This window comes from Allobosea sp. TWI1241, assembly GCF_039673065.1.
GTDB lineage: Bacteria > Pseudomonadota > Alphaproteobacteria > Rhizobiales > Beijerinckiaceae > Allobosea.
The window spans coordinates 102,903-120,719 of the sequence record NZ_JBDJKW010000011.1 but is presented as its reverse complement, the minus strand read 5'-3'; the positions used below and the strand labels follow the sequence as shown (position 1 = coordinate 120,719).

General features: G+C 61.4%; 12 protein-coding genes. All 12 read right to left on the bottom strand.

Annotation, left to right across the window (positions count from 1 at the left end):
* Positions 1-252: 252 nt before the first annotated feature.
* Positions 253-1,395 (bottom strand): N-acetyl sugar amidotransferase, encoded by a 1,143-nt coding sequence (locus tag ABE438_RS15070; RefSeq protein ID WP_346503459.1) that lies wholly within the window; start codon positions 1,393-1,395, stop codon positions 253-255.
* Between the two features lie 33 nt (positions 1,396-1,428).
* Positions 1,429-3,486, bottom strand: coding sequence for a glycosyltransferase (locus ABE438_RS15065; RefSeq protein ID WP_346503458.1), 2,058 nt, complete (start codon positions 3,484-3,486; stop codon positions 1,429-1,431).
* 47 nt (positions 3,487-3,533) lie between these two features.
* Positions 3,534-7,232, bottom strand: coding sequence for a glycosyltransferase (locus tag ABE438_RS15060; RefSeq protein ID WP_346503457.1), 3,699 nt, complete (start codon positions 7,230-7,232; stop codon positions 3,534-3,536).
* A gap of 8 nt (positions 7,233-7,240) precedes the next feature.
* Positions 7,241-9,181 (bottom strand): asparagine synthase (glutamine-hydrolyzing), encoded by a 1,941-nt coding sequence (asnB, locus tag ABE438_RS15055; protein WP_346503456.1) that lies wholly within the window; start codon positions 9,179-9,181, stop codon positions 7,241-7,243.
* Between the two features lie 49 nt (positions 9,182-9,230).
* Positions 9,231-9,911, bottom strand: coding sequence for an SGNH/GDSL hydrolase family protein (locus ABE438_RS15050; RefSeq protein WP_346503455.1), 681 nt, complete (start codon positions 9,909-9,911; stop codon positions 9,231-9,233).
* On the bottom strand, positions 9,908-10,639 hold the full coding sequence (locus tag ABE438_RS15045; RefSeq protein ID WP_346503454.1) for a class I SAM-dependent methyltransferase: 732 nt from the start codon (positions 10,637-10,639) through the stop codon (positions 9,908-9,910). Before ABE438_RS15045 ends, ABE438_RS15050 begins: the two co-directional genes overlap by 4 nt.
* Complete coding sequence (locus ABE438_RS15040; protein WP_346503453.1) at positions 10,632-11,564, bottom strand: sulfotransferase family protein; 933 nt, start codon at positions 11,562-11,564, stop codon at positions 10,632-10,634. Before ABE438_RS15040 ends, ABE438_RS15045 begins: the two co-directional genes overlap by 8 nt.
* A 20-nt stretch (positions 11,565-11,584) precedes the next feature.
* Positions 11,585-12,979, bottom strand: a complete 1,395-nt coding sequence (locus ABE438_RS15035) for an ABC transporter ATP-binding protein (RefSeq protein ID WP_346503452.1) — start codon at positions 12,977-12,979, stop codon at positions 11,585-11,587.
* Positions 12,980-13,032: 53 nt separating this feature from the next.
* Positions 13,033-13,986 (bottom strand): class I SAM-dependent methyltransferase, encoded by a 954-nt coding sequence (locus tag ABE438_RS15030; protein WP_346503451.1) that lies wholly within the window; start codon positions 13,984-13,986, stop codon positions 13,033-13,035.
* Positions 13,987-14,016: 30 nt separating this feature from the next.
* Positions 14,017-14,814, bottom strand: a complete 798-nt coding sequence (locus ABE438_RS15025; protein ID WP_346503450.1) for an ABC transporter permease — start codon at positions 14,812-14,814, stop codon at positions 14,017-14,019.
* A gap of 58 nt (positions 14,815-14,872) precedes the next feature.
* Positions 14,873-16,960: a glycosyltransferase family protein gene (locus ABE438_RS15020; RefSeq protein WP_346503449.1), complete on the bottom strand. Its 2,088-nt coding sequence runs from the start codon at positions 16,958-16,960 to the stop codon at positions 14,873-14,875.
* Between the two features lie 103 nt (positions 16,961-17,063).
* On the bottom strand, positions 17,064-17,708 hold the full coding sequence (locus ABE438_RS15015; RefSeq protein ID WP_346503448.1) for a winged helix-turn-helix transcriptional regulator: 645 nt from the start codon (positions 17,706-17,708) through the stop codon (positions 17,064-17,066).
* Positions 17,709-17,817 lie beyond the last annotated feature (109 nt).

Below are 17,817 nucleotides of genomic sequence, written 5' to 3'. Positions count from 1 at the left end.
CGTTCAGCCGGCCAGGACGCCTTCCGCGTTCGGCCGTATCACCATAGCTCGATTCCAAAGACGGCAGGAGCCCATGAAACGATCGATGGCCAAAAGAGGCCATCGACTGACAGATGCCAGCCCAGCGAGGCAAAAATCGGTCTGCCGGCAAGTAATATGACAACTGCAATGAGAGCGATATGTTCGCTGCCAGCAACAGCCCATGCGCCTCAAAGCAGATTTTCAGCTTGCAACCACCTGCGCTTAATCGCTTCAGAAGCGACCGACAACCCTTTGAAGCGAGGCATGAAGCGCATGGAAACGCCGCGCGCGCGCTTCATTATTGGGGTAATCCCAATAATAGCGGCGCGGCTGCACGACAAGATCGTCGAGCTCGGCCACGGTTATGCCGAGCTTTTTCGCGACGAATGCCTTATCCTCCTGCAATTCATTATCCGTATACAGCGCCTTTTCCAATTCCTTGAGCGCCTGATCGCGGGTAATCTCCCCCGCGACGATCATGCTCGAGAGATGCGCCTTACGTTTGTCGTACCCGAATTTCGCAGGCAGGAAATAGCCTTCGTAGAACCGGGTCCAGCGTGACTCATAATGCTTGCCGCCATAGTAGCGGAAGCCATAGTTCTTCTCGAGATAAGCGATAGCGTCGTCTTTCCGGTAGGGCATCAGATTCAGTGGACGCAGCACTGTCATCTTCTTGGGGTAGGTGTAATGATACTTCAGGAAGTCGACCACGGGGAATGTCTTGAGCGGTATCGTGCCGAAGCGCTCGTGAATCGTCCTGAGATGGCGCGCGTCCATCGCATCATAGCCCCATGAGACAGGCAGGATGCTTTCTGTCGCGTAGTTCGAGCCGCTAATGACATAGCGGATATCGTTCGCCGACGCATAATTGTAGAGCGCCGCAAAGAACGCATGGTCCTGCGGTACGTCGAGATTGGCAACATTCGACCGCATGAAAGCGAGCTGGACGTCACGCATCTCGTCCCAGTCGACCACATGCGTATGCAGGTCGAGGCCGACCCGCGTCACGATCTGATCGATATTTTTGACCGCGATCTCCGAGTTCCAACCGGCGTCGACATGAACGGCGAGCGGGCGCAAGCCCCATTCGGCAACCTTGACGGCGAGATAAGCGCTATCGACGCCACCACTCAAGCCGATGATCGAATCGTAACGCTTGCCCTTGCCGTTTGCCCTCACCTCTTCGATCATCTGCCCGAGCAGGCCTACGCCGCGCTCGTCCGGGAACCAGCGTGGCTTGAAGCGAGTCTCCACCTCGGTGCAGTGATTGCAGATGCCGTCGTGATCGAAAGCGATCTCCGGGTCGGTCGTATCCATCACGCAGCGCGTGCAGATCTGATACGTACGTTGGATCTGTTCCCAGTCACGCGCCACGGCAATGCCTCCAAAAGTTCGCAGAACCGGCAATCATCGCGTGCTGCCGACAAACAATTTGTTACAAGCTCCGACATAGAGGAGCTGCTCACGGTCCCAGTTGAGCACATCGGCCGCCGCGAGCGATGCGCGCTTGAAGCGATCGATTTCCTCACGGGTGAAGCTGTTGATGGTCTGGGCGATCATCTCGGGCGAATGCTTCGGTATCAAGCGCCCGACCTTATAGGCGTCGCAGATCTTCGCCACCTCTTCGAGATCGCTGACGCAGATGCACAGGCCCGCCATCATGAATTCGAAGAATTTGTTGGGCAAAGCAAATTTAATCTGCGGCGAATAGTCGTCGTAGGAGAAGTATCCAATATCCGCCTGGTTTGCCGACGGAATGATGTCGTTGAAGGGGACTGGCGGCTCGAAGCTGACGCGATCTTCGAGGCCCAGTTCGCGCGCGAGCTGGCGCAACTCGGCGATGAACGGCGCGTCGCCGTCCCCTCGCAGGATCAGATCGAACTCCGGGCGCCAGTATTGCATCGACTGGATGGTCTCACGCAGACCGCGCACCCCCCATATCCCGCCATGATAGAGCACCTTGATGCGCTCGCCGGCAGGACGGAACGGCTGGAGCTCCTTGATCGGCACGTTGCGGATTGTCACGACCGGCTGCTTCAGCTTGTGCTCGCTGTTGAGCAGTTCGGCAATGCCGTCGCAGACCGTAAAGACCAGATCGGCGCGGCGGACATAGTAGTCCTGGATCTCGACGATGTAGGGACGCTCCCAACGCAGCCATTCAGGATCGTAGGAATACTGCATGGGCGCGTATTCCTGACAGTCGATCGCGAATTTCGCACCAGCGGCACGGGCGACCCTGTACCCGGCATTGGCAGTGAAATAGTCGTGTGAGATTACGAGATCCGGCTTCAGGTCCGGGTTCTCGCGCAGGACATCCAACATCGATGTGGCGTTGTAGCGCCAGTTGTTGATCGTCTCCTGCCGGACATGCGCCGCCAGGCGCGACAGCCAGCGCGGACCATGGGCACATAGCGTGCGCGCGCGCACGTTCAGCGCAAGCAACAGCTGACGATACTGGTCCCGATACGGCTCGGAATCGGCGAAGCGCACGAAAGTCCATTCAGGCGGGCGCGCCGAATGGCCGTCATTCGAGCACACGACGACGCGCCACCCGTCATCGAGCAGCGCCTTGCTCTGGCGGATGACCCGCGGGTGGTTCGCGGCCTGCGCGTAAGAAATAATCCATGCCGTTCGTGCTCCCTGCGCGGTCCCACGAAAGACGTGCACCTCGGAATTCGGGCTGGCGCGGCGAGCCGGATCATAGAAGAGCGTGCCTTCTCGCGCCTTGAGCAGGATCTGAAGCCCGGTAGGGGCGCCGATGGCGAGCAGCCACTGCAGGGCGGTCGTCAACACCGGTAGCCAGCGAGGCGGCAAGGTCTGTCCGGACAGGAACAGTGCCCCCAACCAGACGAGATGGGCCGCGACGATCCAGACCAGACCGGCCACCGCCACATAGGGAACGAGGCTCGGCCGCCGCCGCAGCACGAGACCATAGAAGGCAATGACATTGCTCGCCAGCAGAAGGCCTGCGGCAATCAGGGGCGCGTACGGCCCCGCCCCGAACGGCACGACAGCAACGACCAAAGAGGAGACCACCACGGACACCGCCGCCGCCAGCGCCAGCCGGAATCCCAGAGCCCCCACAGCAGAACGCAAGACCCTGATCGCCATCAGGCCCGCCAGCAGCGCCACCAGGAAAGCCGCCTCCGCAACCAGCGTGAGCCAGCGGCTCATCCCTGCGAAGGCGCTGCCCGTCATCAGGAACAGCAGCACCAGCCACAGACAGGCGCCGGCGACGGTCCACACCGTCGCAGCCTTGACCTCGGCTCTCAGTGAGTTCGATCCGGACGGCAGCCGCGGAATGACGAAGAAGGCCGCGACATGCGCGCAGCCAAAGGCAATCCAGGCAGCGCCAGTCCAGAGCACCGGGGGAGCCGCCGGCAGCACCGCCAGAACGGCGGAGGCAAGCGGCAGCGCCACGATTGACGCGACGACGGCCAACAGCAGCACCATGATCTTCGACATTCCGCTATTCACGTGAGCACATCCAAACGTCCGATTTCCCGCGCTACTTATCGAGAGCTGCGGACCGCAGCCTCTTGCACCACGGCTCGCTCCTTAGGGTCAAAGCTCGATGCAGGTTCGGCTCCCATGAAAAGAGCGTTGCAGGCCTCCACGAAAGCCACCTGCTCGCATTCCCAGTTCAGGACTTCCGCCGCCTGCAGCGCCGCCCATTTGTATTCCTCGATATCCTCGCGGGTGAAGCTGTTGATCGTATCCGCGATCGCCCGCGCCGAGTGCTGGGGAATGAGCTTGCCGAGGTTGAACTGTTGCGTGACGCGACGCATCTCCTTGAGATCGGTCACGCAGAGCGCCAGCCCGGCCTGAATGTACTCGAAAAACTTGTTCGGCAAGACGTAGTCGGCCTGGGCAGAGAAGTTGTCCGAGCTGAAATATCCGATATCGGCCAGGTTAGCCGCAGGGACGATATCGTTGAATGCCACCGGCGGCTCGAGCTGAACCCGATGGGCCACGTTCAGTTCACGCGCCTTCTCGATCAGGCTCGCGATATAGTCCGGATCCCCTCCGCCGCGGAGAACGAGGTCGAATTCAGGCCGCCACCACTGCATTGACTCGATGGCATCATGGATGAATCGCCCGCGTGATATGTCGCCGTGATAGAGAACCTTGATGCGTTCGCCCACGCTCCGGAACAGCTGCGGGTTTCGGAAGGGGATGCTGCGGATCGCGAGCACCGGCCGGTTGACCTCATAGTCCCGGTTCAGCATCTCGGCGATGCCGTCCGACACGGCGACGACAAGGTCGGCCTTCCGCATGTAGTGCCCTTCGATCTCAACCACATAGGGGCGCTCGTCCCGCACCCATGCAGCGTCGTAGGCGTACTCGCCGGGCGAATATTCGTGCGCGTCGATCACGATCTTCGCGCCGCTCTCCTTCGCGAGCGCGGCGGCGATGTCAGCGGTGTAGTAGTTGTGCGCAATGATCAAATCCGGCTTGAGATCCGGATTCTCTTTCAACATCCTGACAAGCCCGGAGCGATTATAAGCCCAGCTCGGTATGGTGAAGTGCCGCAGATGCGCTCCGGCGCGCGAAAGCTTCCTGCCGGGCTTGCCAAACCTGGACATCGCTCGGCCGAGGCGGTTCAAGCGCGAGAACAAGGCAAAGACATAAGGCCGGTAGGCCGCCCCCATCGCCAGCCGGATAAAATCCCATTCCGGCGGACGCGGTGAGCGTCCTTCGTAACCACAAACGACGACCCGCCAGCCATCGTCGAGCAGCGCCTTGTTCTGCCTGATCAGGCGCGGCTCCGTGGAAACGCCGCTATAGGCGATAACCCATGCGGTGCGTCGCCCCGATGTTTCCGAGCGCTGTAACTCGAGATGGTTCTCCGGAAGGGCAAGCAGCTCGGGATCATAGAGCAGCGTTCCCGAGCGGATGAGATGCAGCACCCTGATAGCGACCGGCAAGGCGATGGCTATCGTCCATTGCAGCGCTGCAGTTACAATCGGCAGCCAGCGCGCGGGCTGCGCATCGCTCAAGGTGATGACGGCCGCAATCCACCCGCAATGCGCCGCGACGATCCAGGCTGGCCCGGCCAATGCGATATAACGAAGGAAGCTGGCCTGGCGTCTGACAACGAGCAGGTAGAACAGGATGCAGTTGATCGCGATGAAGAGGCCCGCGAGTGCGGCGGAGCCGTAGCCCGCGCCATCGAGAGGGTGCAGGAAAACCACCAGCCCCACAACAAGGATCGACAGGATGCCGCAACGACCCGCCAGCGAGCCGGGAAAAGCGGATATAAAGCGGATCGTAGCGACGCCGATCACGCTCAGGACACCGAGAACCAGCAACGCCAGCGAAGCGAAGATCAGCGGCCACCGCTCGACGCCGACAGCCTCTGCACCCTGCAGGAGGAACAGCGCTGTCATCGCAAAACAATAGCCAGCAGCCGCCCACAGCACGGCACCGACGATCGCGCGCCGCGTCGAATCCATCGTCGACGGCCGCCAGCGAGCCGGGAGCGCGACCAACGTGGCTGCATAAGACAGGATCAGCACGCTCCAAATCTGCGTCGGCGGCGGCGACGATATGCCAAGGACCGGAGCAAAGCTCTGCTGCATCACCCGGCCCAGCGGATAGGCAAAGACCAATGCGCCAATGGCAGCGATCCAGCCAAGGCGCCGAATGAACATCGATCGTAACGATACGGCTAGACCCGAGCCCGCATGGAGCAAGCCCTTTGCTTCGGAGGAGACTTCAGGCTGATCCACAGACGTAACGAGCGCTATGTTGTCACCGATGGAGGGATCTGGAGATATTACTTCGCCATCCTCGACATTGTGAGCCGGCGAAACCGTGTCTGCCATCGCAGCGGACGTGTCTGCATGGACGCATTCTTGGTCAGGGGCTGGCGGCCCCTCGAAGCTGGCTGCGGATTCCGGTGCAGCCGCAGGCGCCATAGCGGCCGAAGGATCAGCCGCGGCGCTCGCATCGCCATCGCGTCCTGGCTCACCACTCTCTGGTCCGGTCTCCGCAAGGGCGACCGTCTCCACCGGAGCATCATCTGCCGTCTTGGCCGAGGAGGCCAGGGCAAGCCGTTGGAATGCAGCCTTGGACGTCGGCTTTGCCGTGCGGCGGGAATTGCTGTCGATAAAGCCGGTAACATCGTCGACCATCGTCTTGTAGCGGAATTTGGGCGATGCCACGAGGTCCTGCTGGGTCGCAGCGATCATATCGAGCACGCGATCGCGATTGGCCATCGCGGCGAACACCTCGTCGAAATTCGAGAAATCGCGCTTCAGCGGGATATAATGGACCCATGGGCGCACCAGGCCGCGATGCTCGCCCTCGACCAGAACCTGACCACATCCCACCGCAGCCGCCTCGAACAGCCGCGGGCCCACCCCGGGGAACTCGAACACGCCGTCCAGGCCGGGGAAACACGCATCCTCGATCTGCTCGAACGTCGCTTCGGGGTGAGCAGCGCTATAGTCTGCGACGGCGTCGTTGATAGTCCCGTACGGATCCCAGACGCTCATGCCGCCCTCCGCCCCCACGACGAAGCGGCAGTCCGCCAGGAAGCGGTGCCAGTTCTTGCCCATAATGGCGTCGTTGGGATCCGTCGAGACATCGCAGGAAATGCCGCGGCGGATACATTCCTCCTTCATGACCACCGCAGCCCGGCTCTTCAGCAGGCTGAGGCTTCCTCCCCAGGCCGGATGCGCGAGCACACGCTGGCCGACCACCCACTGACGCTCGTCGAAAGGCTTGGCGAAGGAGCGCATTGACTCGACCGCCGCGTCATCGACATAGCCCGAAAGGACCGAGAAGAAGCGCGCACGCTGCGAGGTGATAGGGTAGAGCAGCTCTCGCTGATGCGGCCTCACGCTGTAAACCGCATCGACCTTCAGCCAGGCGAAGAACTGGTCGAGCAATGCGCTGTGCGTGGCATCGTCCTGCGGGAACACCAGCTTGAGCGCATCACTGTCACGCAGGAAGCGGAGGCTGTCCCGGATCGCGATAAAACGATTGCGCGGCCGCAGGGTCACCGTTCCCAGAGACGTACTGTCGAAGATCGCCGCATCCCAAGAAAGCCGCTGCAGTTCCGCAGGTACCGGCTTCGAAATCTGGTGATAGGCATAGTTGTTGTCGGGAGCATAGCGCTCGAACGCAAAGATGTAGTCGAGCGTGCTCAGGCGCCCGCGCGCTAGGTCGGGAACGTTGTGGAGAATGAGGATATTGCGGCGCATCGAGAAGCCTACCGCGAAACAGGGCTCAAATCGTCGCCCCCGTCGTCGAGCATACGGCGGTAATCATGCGCACGATCGTGGAATTGCTGTTGCCAGAGCTCGAGGCTTAGGAGCCCCCAGATCTTGCGCGAGAATCGCGGGGCATTCTCGAAGTTGGCCAGAATTTGCGCCGAATTGAAAAAATCGCGGCGCTTGTTCTTCTGCGTGAGGAACAGGTCCGAAATAAACGGCTTGAGATCGCCGGAGAACCATTCCTTCAGCGGAACAGGGAATCCCATCTTGTCGCGTCGCTGGAGAATCTCCTGCGGAATGTCCTGAGCGAATGTCGTCTTCAGAAAATGCTTCATCTGCCCGCCTTCAAATTTGATGTTGGCGGGAATGGAAGCTGCCAGTTCGATGATCTTGTGATCGAGGAAGGGAACGCGGGATTCGAGGCCATGGGCCATCGACATCCGGTCTTCGACCTGCAGCAGCGCCGGCAGCAAGCATTTGAAGTCGAAATGCGTCATCGAGTCGAAATAGGCTTCCTTCCGGACGTTTCGTTCGGAATTGAAGATCGACTGGAAGCGCCCGAACACAGCGCCGTTGTCGAGCGCGCCCCAGTCGACCTCGCCCGCCATGTCGGCGGAGCGATCTATCAGGCGGAAATAGCGCTCATCGAGAGGGCCGAATAGGCCCTTCGAGAACAGCTGGCCGACAAGCGGCTTGTATTCCTGGAGCACGGTGAGATGGGGAATGATCGACTCTGGCGTGACGACGAAATTGCCGTTCCGGGACGTTCCGTCGATCGCCGCCTTCAGCGACTGTTCGAGATAGGCGATGAGATAGCGCGCATAACCTCCGAAGATCTCGTCGCCGCCCTGCCCGCCAAGGACCACTTTGACGTGCTGAGCCGCCAGGCCCGACACCATGTACTGCGGGAACGATCCCGGCCCTGCAACGGGCTGGTCGAGGCAGTAGATCACCCTGGCGATATTGTCTTGGAAGTCCTTAGCCGTAATTTCCAGCTCATGCAGGGCGGTGCCGTTTTCCATGCACGCAACACGCGCATAGTGGCTTTCATCGTACCCCGGATGGCTCATGAACTTGCCGTGGAAGCCGATCCTGCCAGATGCCGGCTCACGCGCCGACAGTTCGGCGATGAGGCTCGAATCGATACCGCCGGAGATGTAGGCACCGACCGGCACGTCCGAGCGCAGGTGGACCTTCACGGAATCGGCGACCAGCTCCTGCATTCGCTCGCGGAACCAGCTCTCGGTATGGCTCCAGTCGATCTCGTAGCGGACATCCCAGTACCGGCTCACCTTGATCGCGCCGTTTCGCACCGTCAGAGCGTGGCCGGGCAGCAATTGGCGGACGCCCTTGAAGAGCGTGCTCTCGCCGAGCGTGTACTGCAGCGTCAGATAGTCGGCGAGCGCCTCGGGATCAGTCGACACCTCCGGCAGGATCGGAAGCAGGGCCTTTATTTCGGAGGCGAAATAGAACGTGCCATCGACCACCGTGTAGTAGAACGGCTTGATACCGAAGCGGTCGCGCGCGGCGAACAGCGTATCGCCGTCCCAGATCGCGAAGGCGAACATGCCGCGCAGGTGCGAGAGGCACTCGGTGCCCCATTTGGCATAGGCCGCGAGGATGACCTCTGTGTCCGACGACGAGCGGAACGCCCAAGATGCCGCGAGCTCTTCGCGCAGCTCGATATAGTTGTAGATTTCGCCGTTATAGGTCACGACGGACCCGTTCGGAGCCACCATCGGCTGATGACCGGAGGCGGACAGGTCAATGATCGCGAGCCGCCTGTGCGTCAGCCCGCACGACTCACGCTCGTTCTTCCAGTTGCCCTGCCCGTCTGGCCCGCGGTGCGAAATCAACCGATTCATCACCGCCAGGCGACGGTCGATTCCTGGGACAGGCGTTCCATCGAGCGATACAAGGCCGGCAATACCACACATCGGATGCGCTTTCCTTGGTAAAGGTTGTCAGATTTCGACCCGGTCAGCCTCAAGCTGCGCCGAAATCCCGCCGGAGAACGCTCTCGATCCGCGGCCAGGTCAGGTCGAAATAGAGCTGATGCCCGCGTTCGCTCAGGTGCAGTCCGTCCTCTAGGAGGAGCGATGCCAGCGACGTACCGGATGCGCGCATGTGATCGTCCCACATCGCCTCGATATCATGGACCGATAGCCAATCCGGCGCCTGCGCGGCAACTTCGCGAATGATCTTGTTGTAGCGCCGGTTCTGAGACTCATAGGTGTAGGACGTTCCAGCCATCACCTCCGTGTCCCGCGTCGTCGGATGGTTGGTGTGCAGGATCACGCGGCGCGCGCCGAAATTATGCGCCCGGTCGGCGATCTCGCGCAAGTTGGCCGCGAAGGCAGCCGGGCTGACGCGCGGAAGCCCGCGATCCGAGGCCCAGTGGTTGCAATCGTTCAGCCCGAACTGGACGACGCACAGATCGACCCCGTTGGACTGGACATGATAGGGCATGCGCTCGAGGGCCTGCCGCGTCGTGTCGCCACTGACTGACACGTTGGCCAGCACGATCCGGTTGGCATCGCCGGCGATCCTCAACTCGTAGACGCGCGCCGCGATCTGCGTAACCCAGGTCAGATGCGGTGGCACGAGCTGCCCATAGCAGATGGAGTCGCCGAAAAAGACGACCTTTAAGGCTCCGCGCGTGATCACACTGCTGCTCCGACGTGAGAAGGCTGCGAGCCCTGCAATGTCAGCAGGCAGACCTGCCTTTTGTTAGGAAAGACGCTGTCGGACGTAACGGCGAACAGATCAAAATCGGCTTTTTCGATACGATCTGCATAGCGCCCGAGCGTGCGGGCAATCTGCTGGCCATCCCATGCAAGCATGCAGAGCGCCTCATCGGCGTCGATCCGCCGGGTGTGATAGAAGCGCGGCTCGTTGTAGTAGGTCAGCGACAGCCGCACCTGTCCGCAATGCGGCAGCACCCGGTCAAGGAACAGGCCGAGCCGCTGGTCGACGTTCGGAAAAAGGTCGGCGGCGATCACGACGTCGAACCTTTCGTCGCCGATGGCAGAAAACCAGTCTTCCTTGATCACCTTGAAGGGGGGCGCACTCGCGAGAAAAGCGGAAATCGAGGCTTCGCTGTCATGAGCCATAATGTCGACGAGCGTATAATCGTGCCGTTCGGCGAGCGTCCGTGTCAGCGTCGTCAATCCGCCTCCGACATCCAGGATTCGCAAGCCCTCGCTCGCCAACAGGTCCCCATAGAGAACATGCGCCGCGTAGCGCTTGGCGGGTGTCGCCAGCAGCCATCTCTGGCAGCCAAGCGCAGCGTCGCCTTCCGGCGCGCGCGAGAGAATGCTCACGATCCCGTCCCTTCCTGCAAAGGCATCGAGGAGCTCGCTGCCGAGGCGATGCATTGCCGAGACCTCACGCATCGGCGGTTTCGCGGCGGCAGGACGCCAGCCGCTCCTGCTGAGACGAAACATAGTCCAGCACTCTCGAGCGGTCTTCCGGGCTCAGCCTGCTGGCTCGCTCGCCTTCCTGGACATCGAGAACGCGCCTGATGCCTACATCCTCCTGAAGCGACAGATGCGCCGCCAGCAACCCAAGGGTCTCGGCCGGGCGGGCGCAGAGATCCTCGTACCAGAGCTCGGTGCACCGCGCTGACGGCAACGCGGCAAAGGCCTCCGAAATGGCGCGCGAAAACTCGAACTGGTTCTCGACGACCTGCTCCCAATAGGGGCGCTTCCGTAAGTCTTCGATATTGCGCGGCGTCGCCGAATTCCACTCATTGGGATCGTTCTTCGTCGCGTATCGCGCAGCGAGATCCGACAGCGCGCTTGCAGCGATGTCCCGCCGGATCCAAACGAAGGAGGCCTGCGGCAAAAGGCGCCCGAGCGCGACGACCCTAAAGCAGTTCCAAGCGTTCTTGATCACCACCGGCTTACCGAGCAGGGCCGAAGCAGCCGCGAATGTCGACTGCATGTGCGCAGCCGCACTCGGCAGCGGCTCGCTACTGACGATTTCCGACGGATGGCCGCCGCCGAACCAGCGGCGCATCACCGCCGAGCCTTCGGACGGCTGCATCGCCCCTTCGACTTTCCCATAGGCGCTGCGGGCCAGAATGCGGTCGAAACGCGTCCAAGGCGCCTGCAGCGATAAACCGACGATCGGGGTTTCGGCGAACATGCCGTTCGTCGCGTTCGAGATGTAGGGAAGCTCATATCCGGCAACCAGCATTTGGTAGAGGATAGTGCTGCCGGTTCGCGGCGCTCCCAGGATGAAGATCGGCCCCGGCGCGGCTGCGCCAGCACCTTCCCCCACCAGAGAAAACATCTCCTCCTCAAGCACGGAGAACATGTCGTCGCACCCAGCCGAGTTCACTGCTTCCGCTCCTGAACCCATCGGCTGGGCAGGTTGACGAGCCCCGACTCGGTTCTTTCGACCGGCATCACCTTAAGGTTGAAGCTGCGTGACAGCAGGTCGTAGCGGACGGCACTGGAGTTTCCGTCAGGGTCATAGTGCTTGAAGAGGCCAACGGAGAACACGAAGTCGCCATTCGCGAGCAAGAGCGCATCGTAGTTCATGTTGACCTGGCTGGTCTCACCCTGCTTGAGCGAGAAATGCATCTCGTCGCTCAGATGGCGGACGACCCCCACGCCGGAGAGGGACATTATCAGCACGACTAACCGTGCCGAGAAATCTCCATCGTGTTCAGCAATGATCTCGATCTCGATGGAGCACGGACGGCCAGCCTGCAGCAGATGGCTGACAAGGCCATGTTCATCGCGCACCTCGACCCGTTTCACCTTGAGACCGGTCTCGGCAGCCCAGCGGGAAATACGCTGCTTGGCCACTCCGCTCTCTACCGCCGGCTGTTCCATCAACAGCGTCGCCAGCTGGTCTGCCTGCCAGGCGGGCGTCGTTACATCCTGCGGCGGCGCAGCCCCCTCGCCCGCAGCGGGCTCGGCCTGTGGCAACTTCATTCCCGCCACAGCCTGCTCGTTGCGGCGGCGCTCGCGCTGCGTGTACTCTTGGATGTATTCCTCGTAGTGCTTGACCACCTCGAGGGCCGGACCGTCCTCGCGCACCTTTCCTTCATGCATGAAGACGCAACGCTGGCAGAATTGCAGAACCTGCGCTGTCGAATGGGATACGAGCAGGAGCGTGCAACCCGCCGAGGTCAGCCGCTCCATGCGATGGGCCGACTTTGCCGAAAAATAGGCATCGCCGGCCCCGAGGACCTCGTCGACGATTAGGATATCAGGCCGGATCGCGGTCGCGGCAGCGAACTGTACGCGTGCGCCCATGCCCATCGAATAGGTTTTCATCGGCTGATGAAGAAAGTCACCGAGCTCGACAAAATCGATAACGTCGTCGAGCGCCGCTTGCAGCTCCTCACCGACCAGCCCGTTGTAATTCAGCGCGGATTTGATGTTCTCGTATCCAGAGAACTCTGGATGGAAGCCTATACCGAGCTGCAGCAGCGCCTGCACCGATCCGTTGACCTCCACCCGCCCCACAGTTGGCTCGAAGTTCTGGGTGATAAGCTTGAGCAGAGTCGTCTTGCCGGCGCCGTTGCGGCCGATGATGCCGACGCGCTCGCCCGCACCAATGGTCAGATTGACGTCCTTCAGCGCGTTGAAGAGCTGGTAGTCCGTATCATTGCCGCGCCAGAACATGAAGCGCCGCAAGTTGAGCTGGTCCAGCAGCCTATCACTCGGGTTGCCGTATAGCCTATAGCTCTTCGACACGTCAGCGAGACGGATCGCCACTTCGTGCTTCTCCGAGGTGATAAGATCACGCGGAGGCAAGGCCTTAAGCGAAGTCATTGCGCTTCGCCGCTCACCGGGGTGCGGCTTTTGCGGTTCTCGTAGAACTCCTTGAGATCCGCATGGTAGTCCTGCGCATCAATGTGGCTCACCTTGCGCGCGACGACGCCCACCTCGATCGGCTTCATGAGCATGTGGCAGATGAGCTTGTTCAGGTTGGTGATGTTGCCTCGTCCATACCGGTCGCGAATGACGGTCTGCAGCCAAGCCTTCACAGCCGGCACGCGGTCCCAGAACCGGTTCATGTAATCGAACCGAAAGCCGTCATAAAAGACTCGCTCGACCTTGAAGCCGGCGTCTTCGACGGTGTGGACGATCAGGCGCTTATCGTAGGTTCGCAGATGAGTGTAGTGCATCGGCAGCCCGAAGAAGTTCGAGTAGCCAATCATGTTCTCCAGATAGGGGACGCGAACCACCAGCAGGCCGTTGTCGCGCAACGCCCAGTTCGCGCTGACGAGAAAATTCGACACGTTCAGGACATGCTCGACGATGTCGGTCGCCACCAGCACGTCAAACTCGCGCTCGAACGGGAGATTTTCGGCGTTGGCCATGAGAGAGCGGACGCCATACGTCTCGGCGACCTTAGCAAGCGCGGGCGCCGCGATATCGACGGCCGTCACCGAACGCGCCTTGGCCTCCAGCATGAGCTTTACGAAGAAGCCGCGGCCCGAGCCGACGTCGCACACATCCTTGCCTTCGACCGACCCGATCTGCTGCGCGCAACCGATCGCGAGGCTTTCGACATAGTCGTTGGCCTCGACCGGCCGGGACAGGTTCCGCTCGGCCAGCGCATCGTAGGTTTCGATGTACTCTGACGTCTCCTCGCTAGCCCGGTCTTTGCTGCTGAGGAAATTCAGGACGGTGTTTTCCATCCGCGCCTGCCATCCGCACGCCGTGCAGCGGGCCGTTTGTTCCGGCAATGGTTTACGGCAATCGACGCAGACAATCATTGCTGAGACGCTCCTGCGGGCGCGGACAGGTCAGGCATAGTCATAGAATGCTCCCTTCGCGCGGCGGATGACGAAATAGCCGAGACAGAAAGATGTCAGGCTCAACGCGATCATCGGCAACAGGATCTTCAACTCCGGCAACCTGTTCAGGATGATCAGATACTGGAAGCTGATCACGAAATAGGACAGCGGATTGACGTATATCAGAATCTTGAGCGCATCCGGCACCATCGGCGGCGTATACGCGATGGGTGTGATAACGGCCAGCATCATGGTCGCATATTGGATCATGTGCTGCACGTCGCGCAGCACCAGCGCCACGAGCGACAGCATCCAGACCAGGCCCGCCACGAACAGGAGTTGGAGCACCATAACCACGGGAACCAGCAAGGTCGTCCAAGCGAGTTGGCTAAGACCTAGATCCGCGAACAGCAAAATGAGCGAGCCCACGGGCATGCCGACGCTTGCCACCAGCACGACGCGGAACGGAATGAGTTCTGCCGGGAACACCGTATTTAGGAGCACGGTACGATTAGCGACAAGCGACAACGACCCAGCGGAGAGGCCGTTGGAGAACGGCAGAAATGAGGTCAGGCCACAGAACACATAAAGGATGTACTCGTAGACGGTCATGTCCACTGGGCGAATCCGGAAGATCACGACATATGTGGTCGCGTAGATCGCCAGCACCATCAACTGCCCGATGACAAGCCAGGCGCTCCCGAGGAACGAGCCGGCATATTGTGTTCGCACCTCGTGGATCGAGGTGAGCAGCAAAATCCGGCGGTGCCGCCAGATCGACTGAAAGGGGCTGAGCAGAAAGTTCACGAGGAATGCCCTATCGGTTGCTGTTGCCGATCAGTGATCGGGCGGCATGCGTTGCAGGTCAGGAGCGATGCCGTGAAACGGTCTGGCGGCACGCATCGACTAGGCGCATACTTTCGACGTCCCAGTTCAACTTCGCCGACGCCCTCAGCGAAGCGCGCTTATACGCCTCAATGTTCTCGCGGTTCAGTGCATTGACAGCGACGGCTATGTCCTGCGGCGCCCCCCCCTGGATAAGCTTGCCGATGTCGCCTGCCATAACGATTTTGCCGACCTCATCGAGGCTGCTGACACAGACAGCCAACCCTGCCATCACATACCCGAACAGCTCGGCCGGCAGCAGGAAGCGACGCCGGGCAGCACTCAGGCCGTAACTGAAGAACCCGACATCGGCGCTCGCCATAGCAGCGACAGGGTCTGCTGGTCGTGCCGGCTGGAAAGACACCCGATCGGCCACGTTCATCCTGGCGGCATGGCGCTTGAGATCGGCGATATGGGCCGGATCCCCTTCGCCGCGCAGGATCAGTTCGAATTCGGGCCGCCAGAGCTTCACCGATTCAATCGCGGCCGCGAGTTCGCGAGGACGCGACAGATCTCCCTGGTAGAGAACCTTGATACGCTCGCCGACGGCACGGAACTCCTGCGGCTGGTTCGGCGGCAGGTCGCGTATCACGATGGGCGCGCCCTTCAGGGGCGCATCACCCGCGAGGGCTTCGGCGAGCCCCTCGCTTGAAGCGATAACGAGGTCGGCGCGGCTGAGATAGTGCTTCTGAATGCGGGCGATAACGGGCTTCTCGTCGCGTGCCCATTCGGAATCGTGGTCGAACTGGCTCGCCGGCTCATCGACGAGGTCGATCGCGAAAGCGGCACCGATACTATGCGCGAGGTTGTGAGCGCCACGCGCACCGTCCAGATCGAAAGCGATGACGAGATCGGGCCTGAGCTCTCGATGCTTCGCGGCGAGCCGCTGCAACTCGCGATCCTGATGAGCGGAATCGAGCCGGCAGATACGCGCGAGACGCGCGCCCCAGCCCGCCAGCCGCTCACCGCCGCTTCGGGCGAAGAAGAGGCCCACCGCCTCCGCCAAGCTGGCAATCATCCGGATCCTGTTCGGAATATGCGTGGGGGGCGCAAGCCGGATGCATGTCCAACCGGACGCAGCCTGCGGCGCACTGCCGGCACTGCAAAAGACGACGTTCCATCCCTGGGCCGCCAAAGCGCGGCCATGCTTAACTGCCCGGGCAGCGGTCGTGTCGCCAGCGATCAGCCAAGCCCGGTGGTCACCGGGCGGCGACGTGACGAGAGCGACCTCAGCAGTGCCCTGATCGCCACCGGGCACTCCCGCCAGAAGACCGTCCGGCGTGCGCGCAAGTCGAACGGCCGCGGCGACGATTCCGGTGAGCGCCATCACGAGCGCGGTCAAGATCGGTAGCCATCGCGGCACGTCGGCGACGCCGAACACGAACAGAAGGACGATCCAGGCCAGATGTGCCGCCAACACCCAGGCAACGAGGTTCACCAATAGGACCCCGATATCGGCGCCTGGCATGATGCGTCCGCGCAGTGCCAAGGCGGACGCAGCGCAGGCGACGGCGAAGGTCAGCGGCTGGACGAGGGAGGAGGCAAGAAGGCCTTCCAGAGAGTTGGCCGCCAGATTGCGAGCCAAATCATCGAACCGTGCAGCCAGCGATCCCTGCAGCAGCACGATGAGCGTGAAGGGTACGAGCGCTGTGACGACATATACGGCCTGCGACGTACCGGGCAGGACGAGGCGCAAGCAGACGAGGCCCGTAGCGAGCACAGCACCGGCGAGCAGCGGGAAAACGGTGTCGAGGCCGTGCAGCGCTCCGGCAAAAAACTGCATCGCCAGCCAAATGAGGACGGCGCCGACCGCCCAGATTACACAAACCCGGGCAGAGCGGCGCAAGGCGGCATGCCTGTACGTTTCAATTGAATTCCGTGTCGCCACAACCGTCAGGAGCAGAGCGAGCGCCATGACGAAGAGTTGCCCGGTCGACGGCAGGAAGCCCCGGCTCAAGGGCAGGAACGTCGCGATCGCATCATGCGCGCTCCCGGTGAGCACGCCGGCCAGCCAGGCGCTCACCAGCGCAGTGGCGGCAAGACCGCCCCAAAAACCGAGTTTCTTCATCCGCCCGCTCATCCTCGGCCAACTTCGCTCATCTCGATTGATGTCCCGTTTGCCGATCGCGGCAATATCCGCCCCGTACGCCGCCGGGCTTTCCTTGCAACCTTCATGACCTGACCTCCGGCGAGGGGCCGGGATCGAGATAGAGCAGCCTGGGGACCATGACCCGATCGCGGCCATAGCGCGCGCAGGCCGCGTCGTACATAGCACGGGGCTGCCGCAGATCAGTCACTAGCAAAGCATCCGGCTCCTGCGCCAGATCGTCGAGCCCGGCGATCAACGGCACGCCCATATAGCGGCAGTTCTCGGCCGAAGCCGCATCCACGACCGCGAGAATGCGAATATTGAACTCCATCGCGCAGATCACCGCGATTTCAGCAAGGTCCGACTTTCCGATCAGGACGATGCTGCTCCTGCCTTCGGCATGAGCCTGCCTTAGCAGGCTTGCGCAATCTTCCTTGGCCTGCCGGAAAAATTCGAATGAATGGGAGAGATAGCGGACGACCAGTCCGGTCTTCTCCGAAAACCCGCGCGGAGTGAGATAGTAGACATAGCGTCGCGCCGGCACCTGCTGCGACTTGATCAGTCCCTTCTTGATACAGCGTCGCAGATACGCATTGACGAGACCGAGGGAAATACCGAGCTCCGCAGCAAGACGGCGCTGCGACTGAGAACCATCCCGCTCGACTGAGTTGAGCAGGTTGAGCAGGACGCGGGCGTCCGACTCTTCGCCGCGGGAGGGAGACAGCATGAGGAGAAAAGTTCCGTTGCGGCGTTGAGCCATAGTGCGTTCATCTTCTGAACGTCAAGCGCCTCGTTCAGGAGATGATTGCCGCGGGGCCGTTACGTTCGTCTTCAGC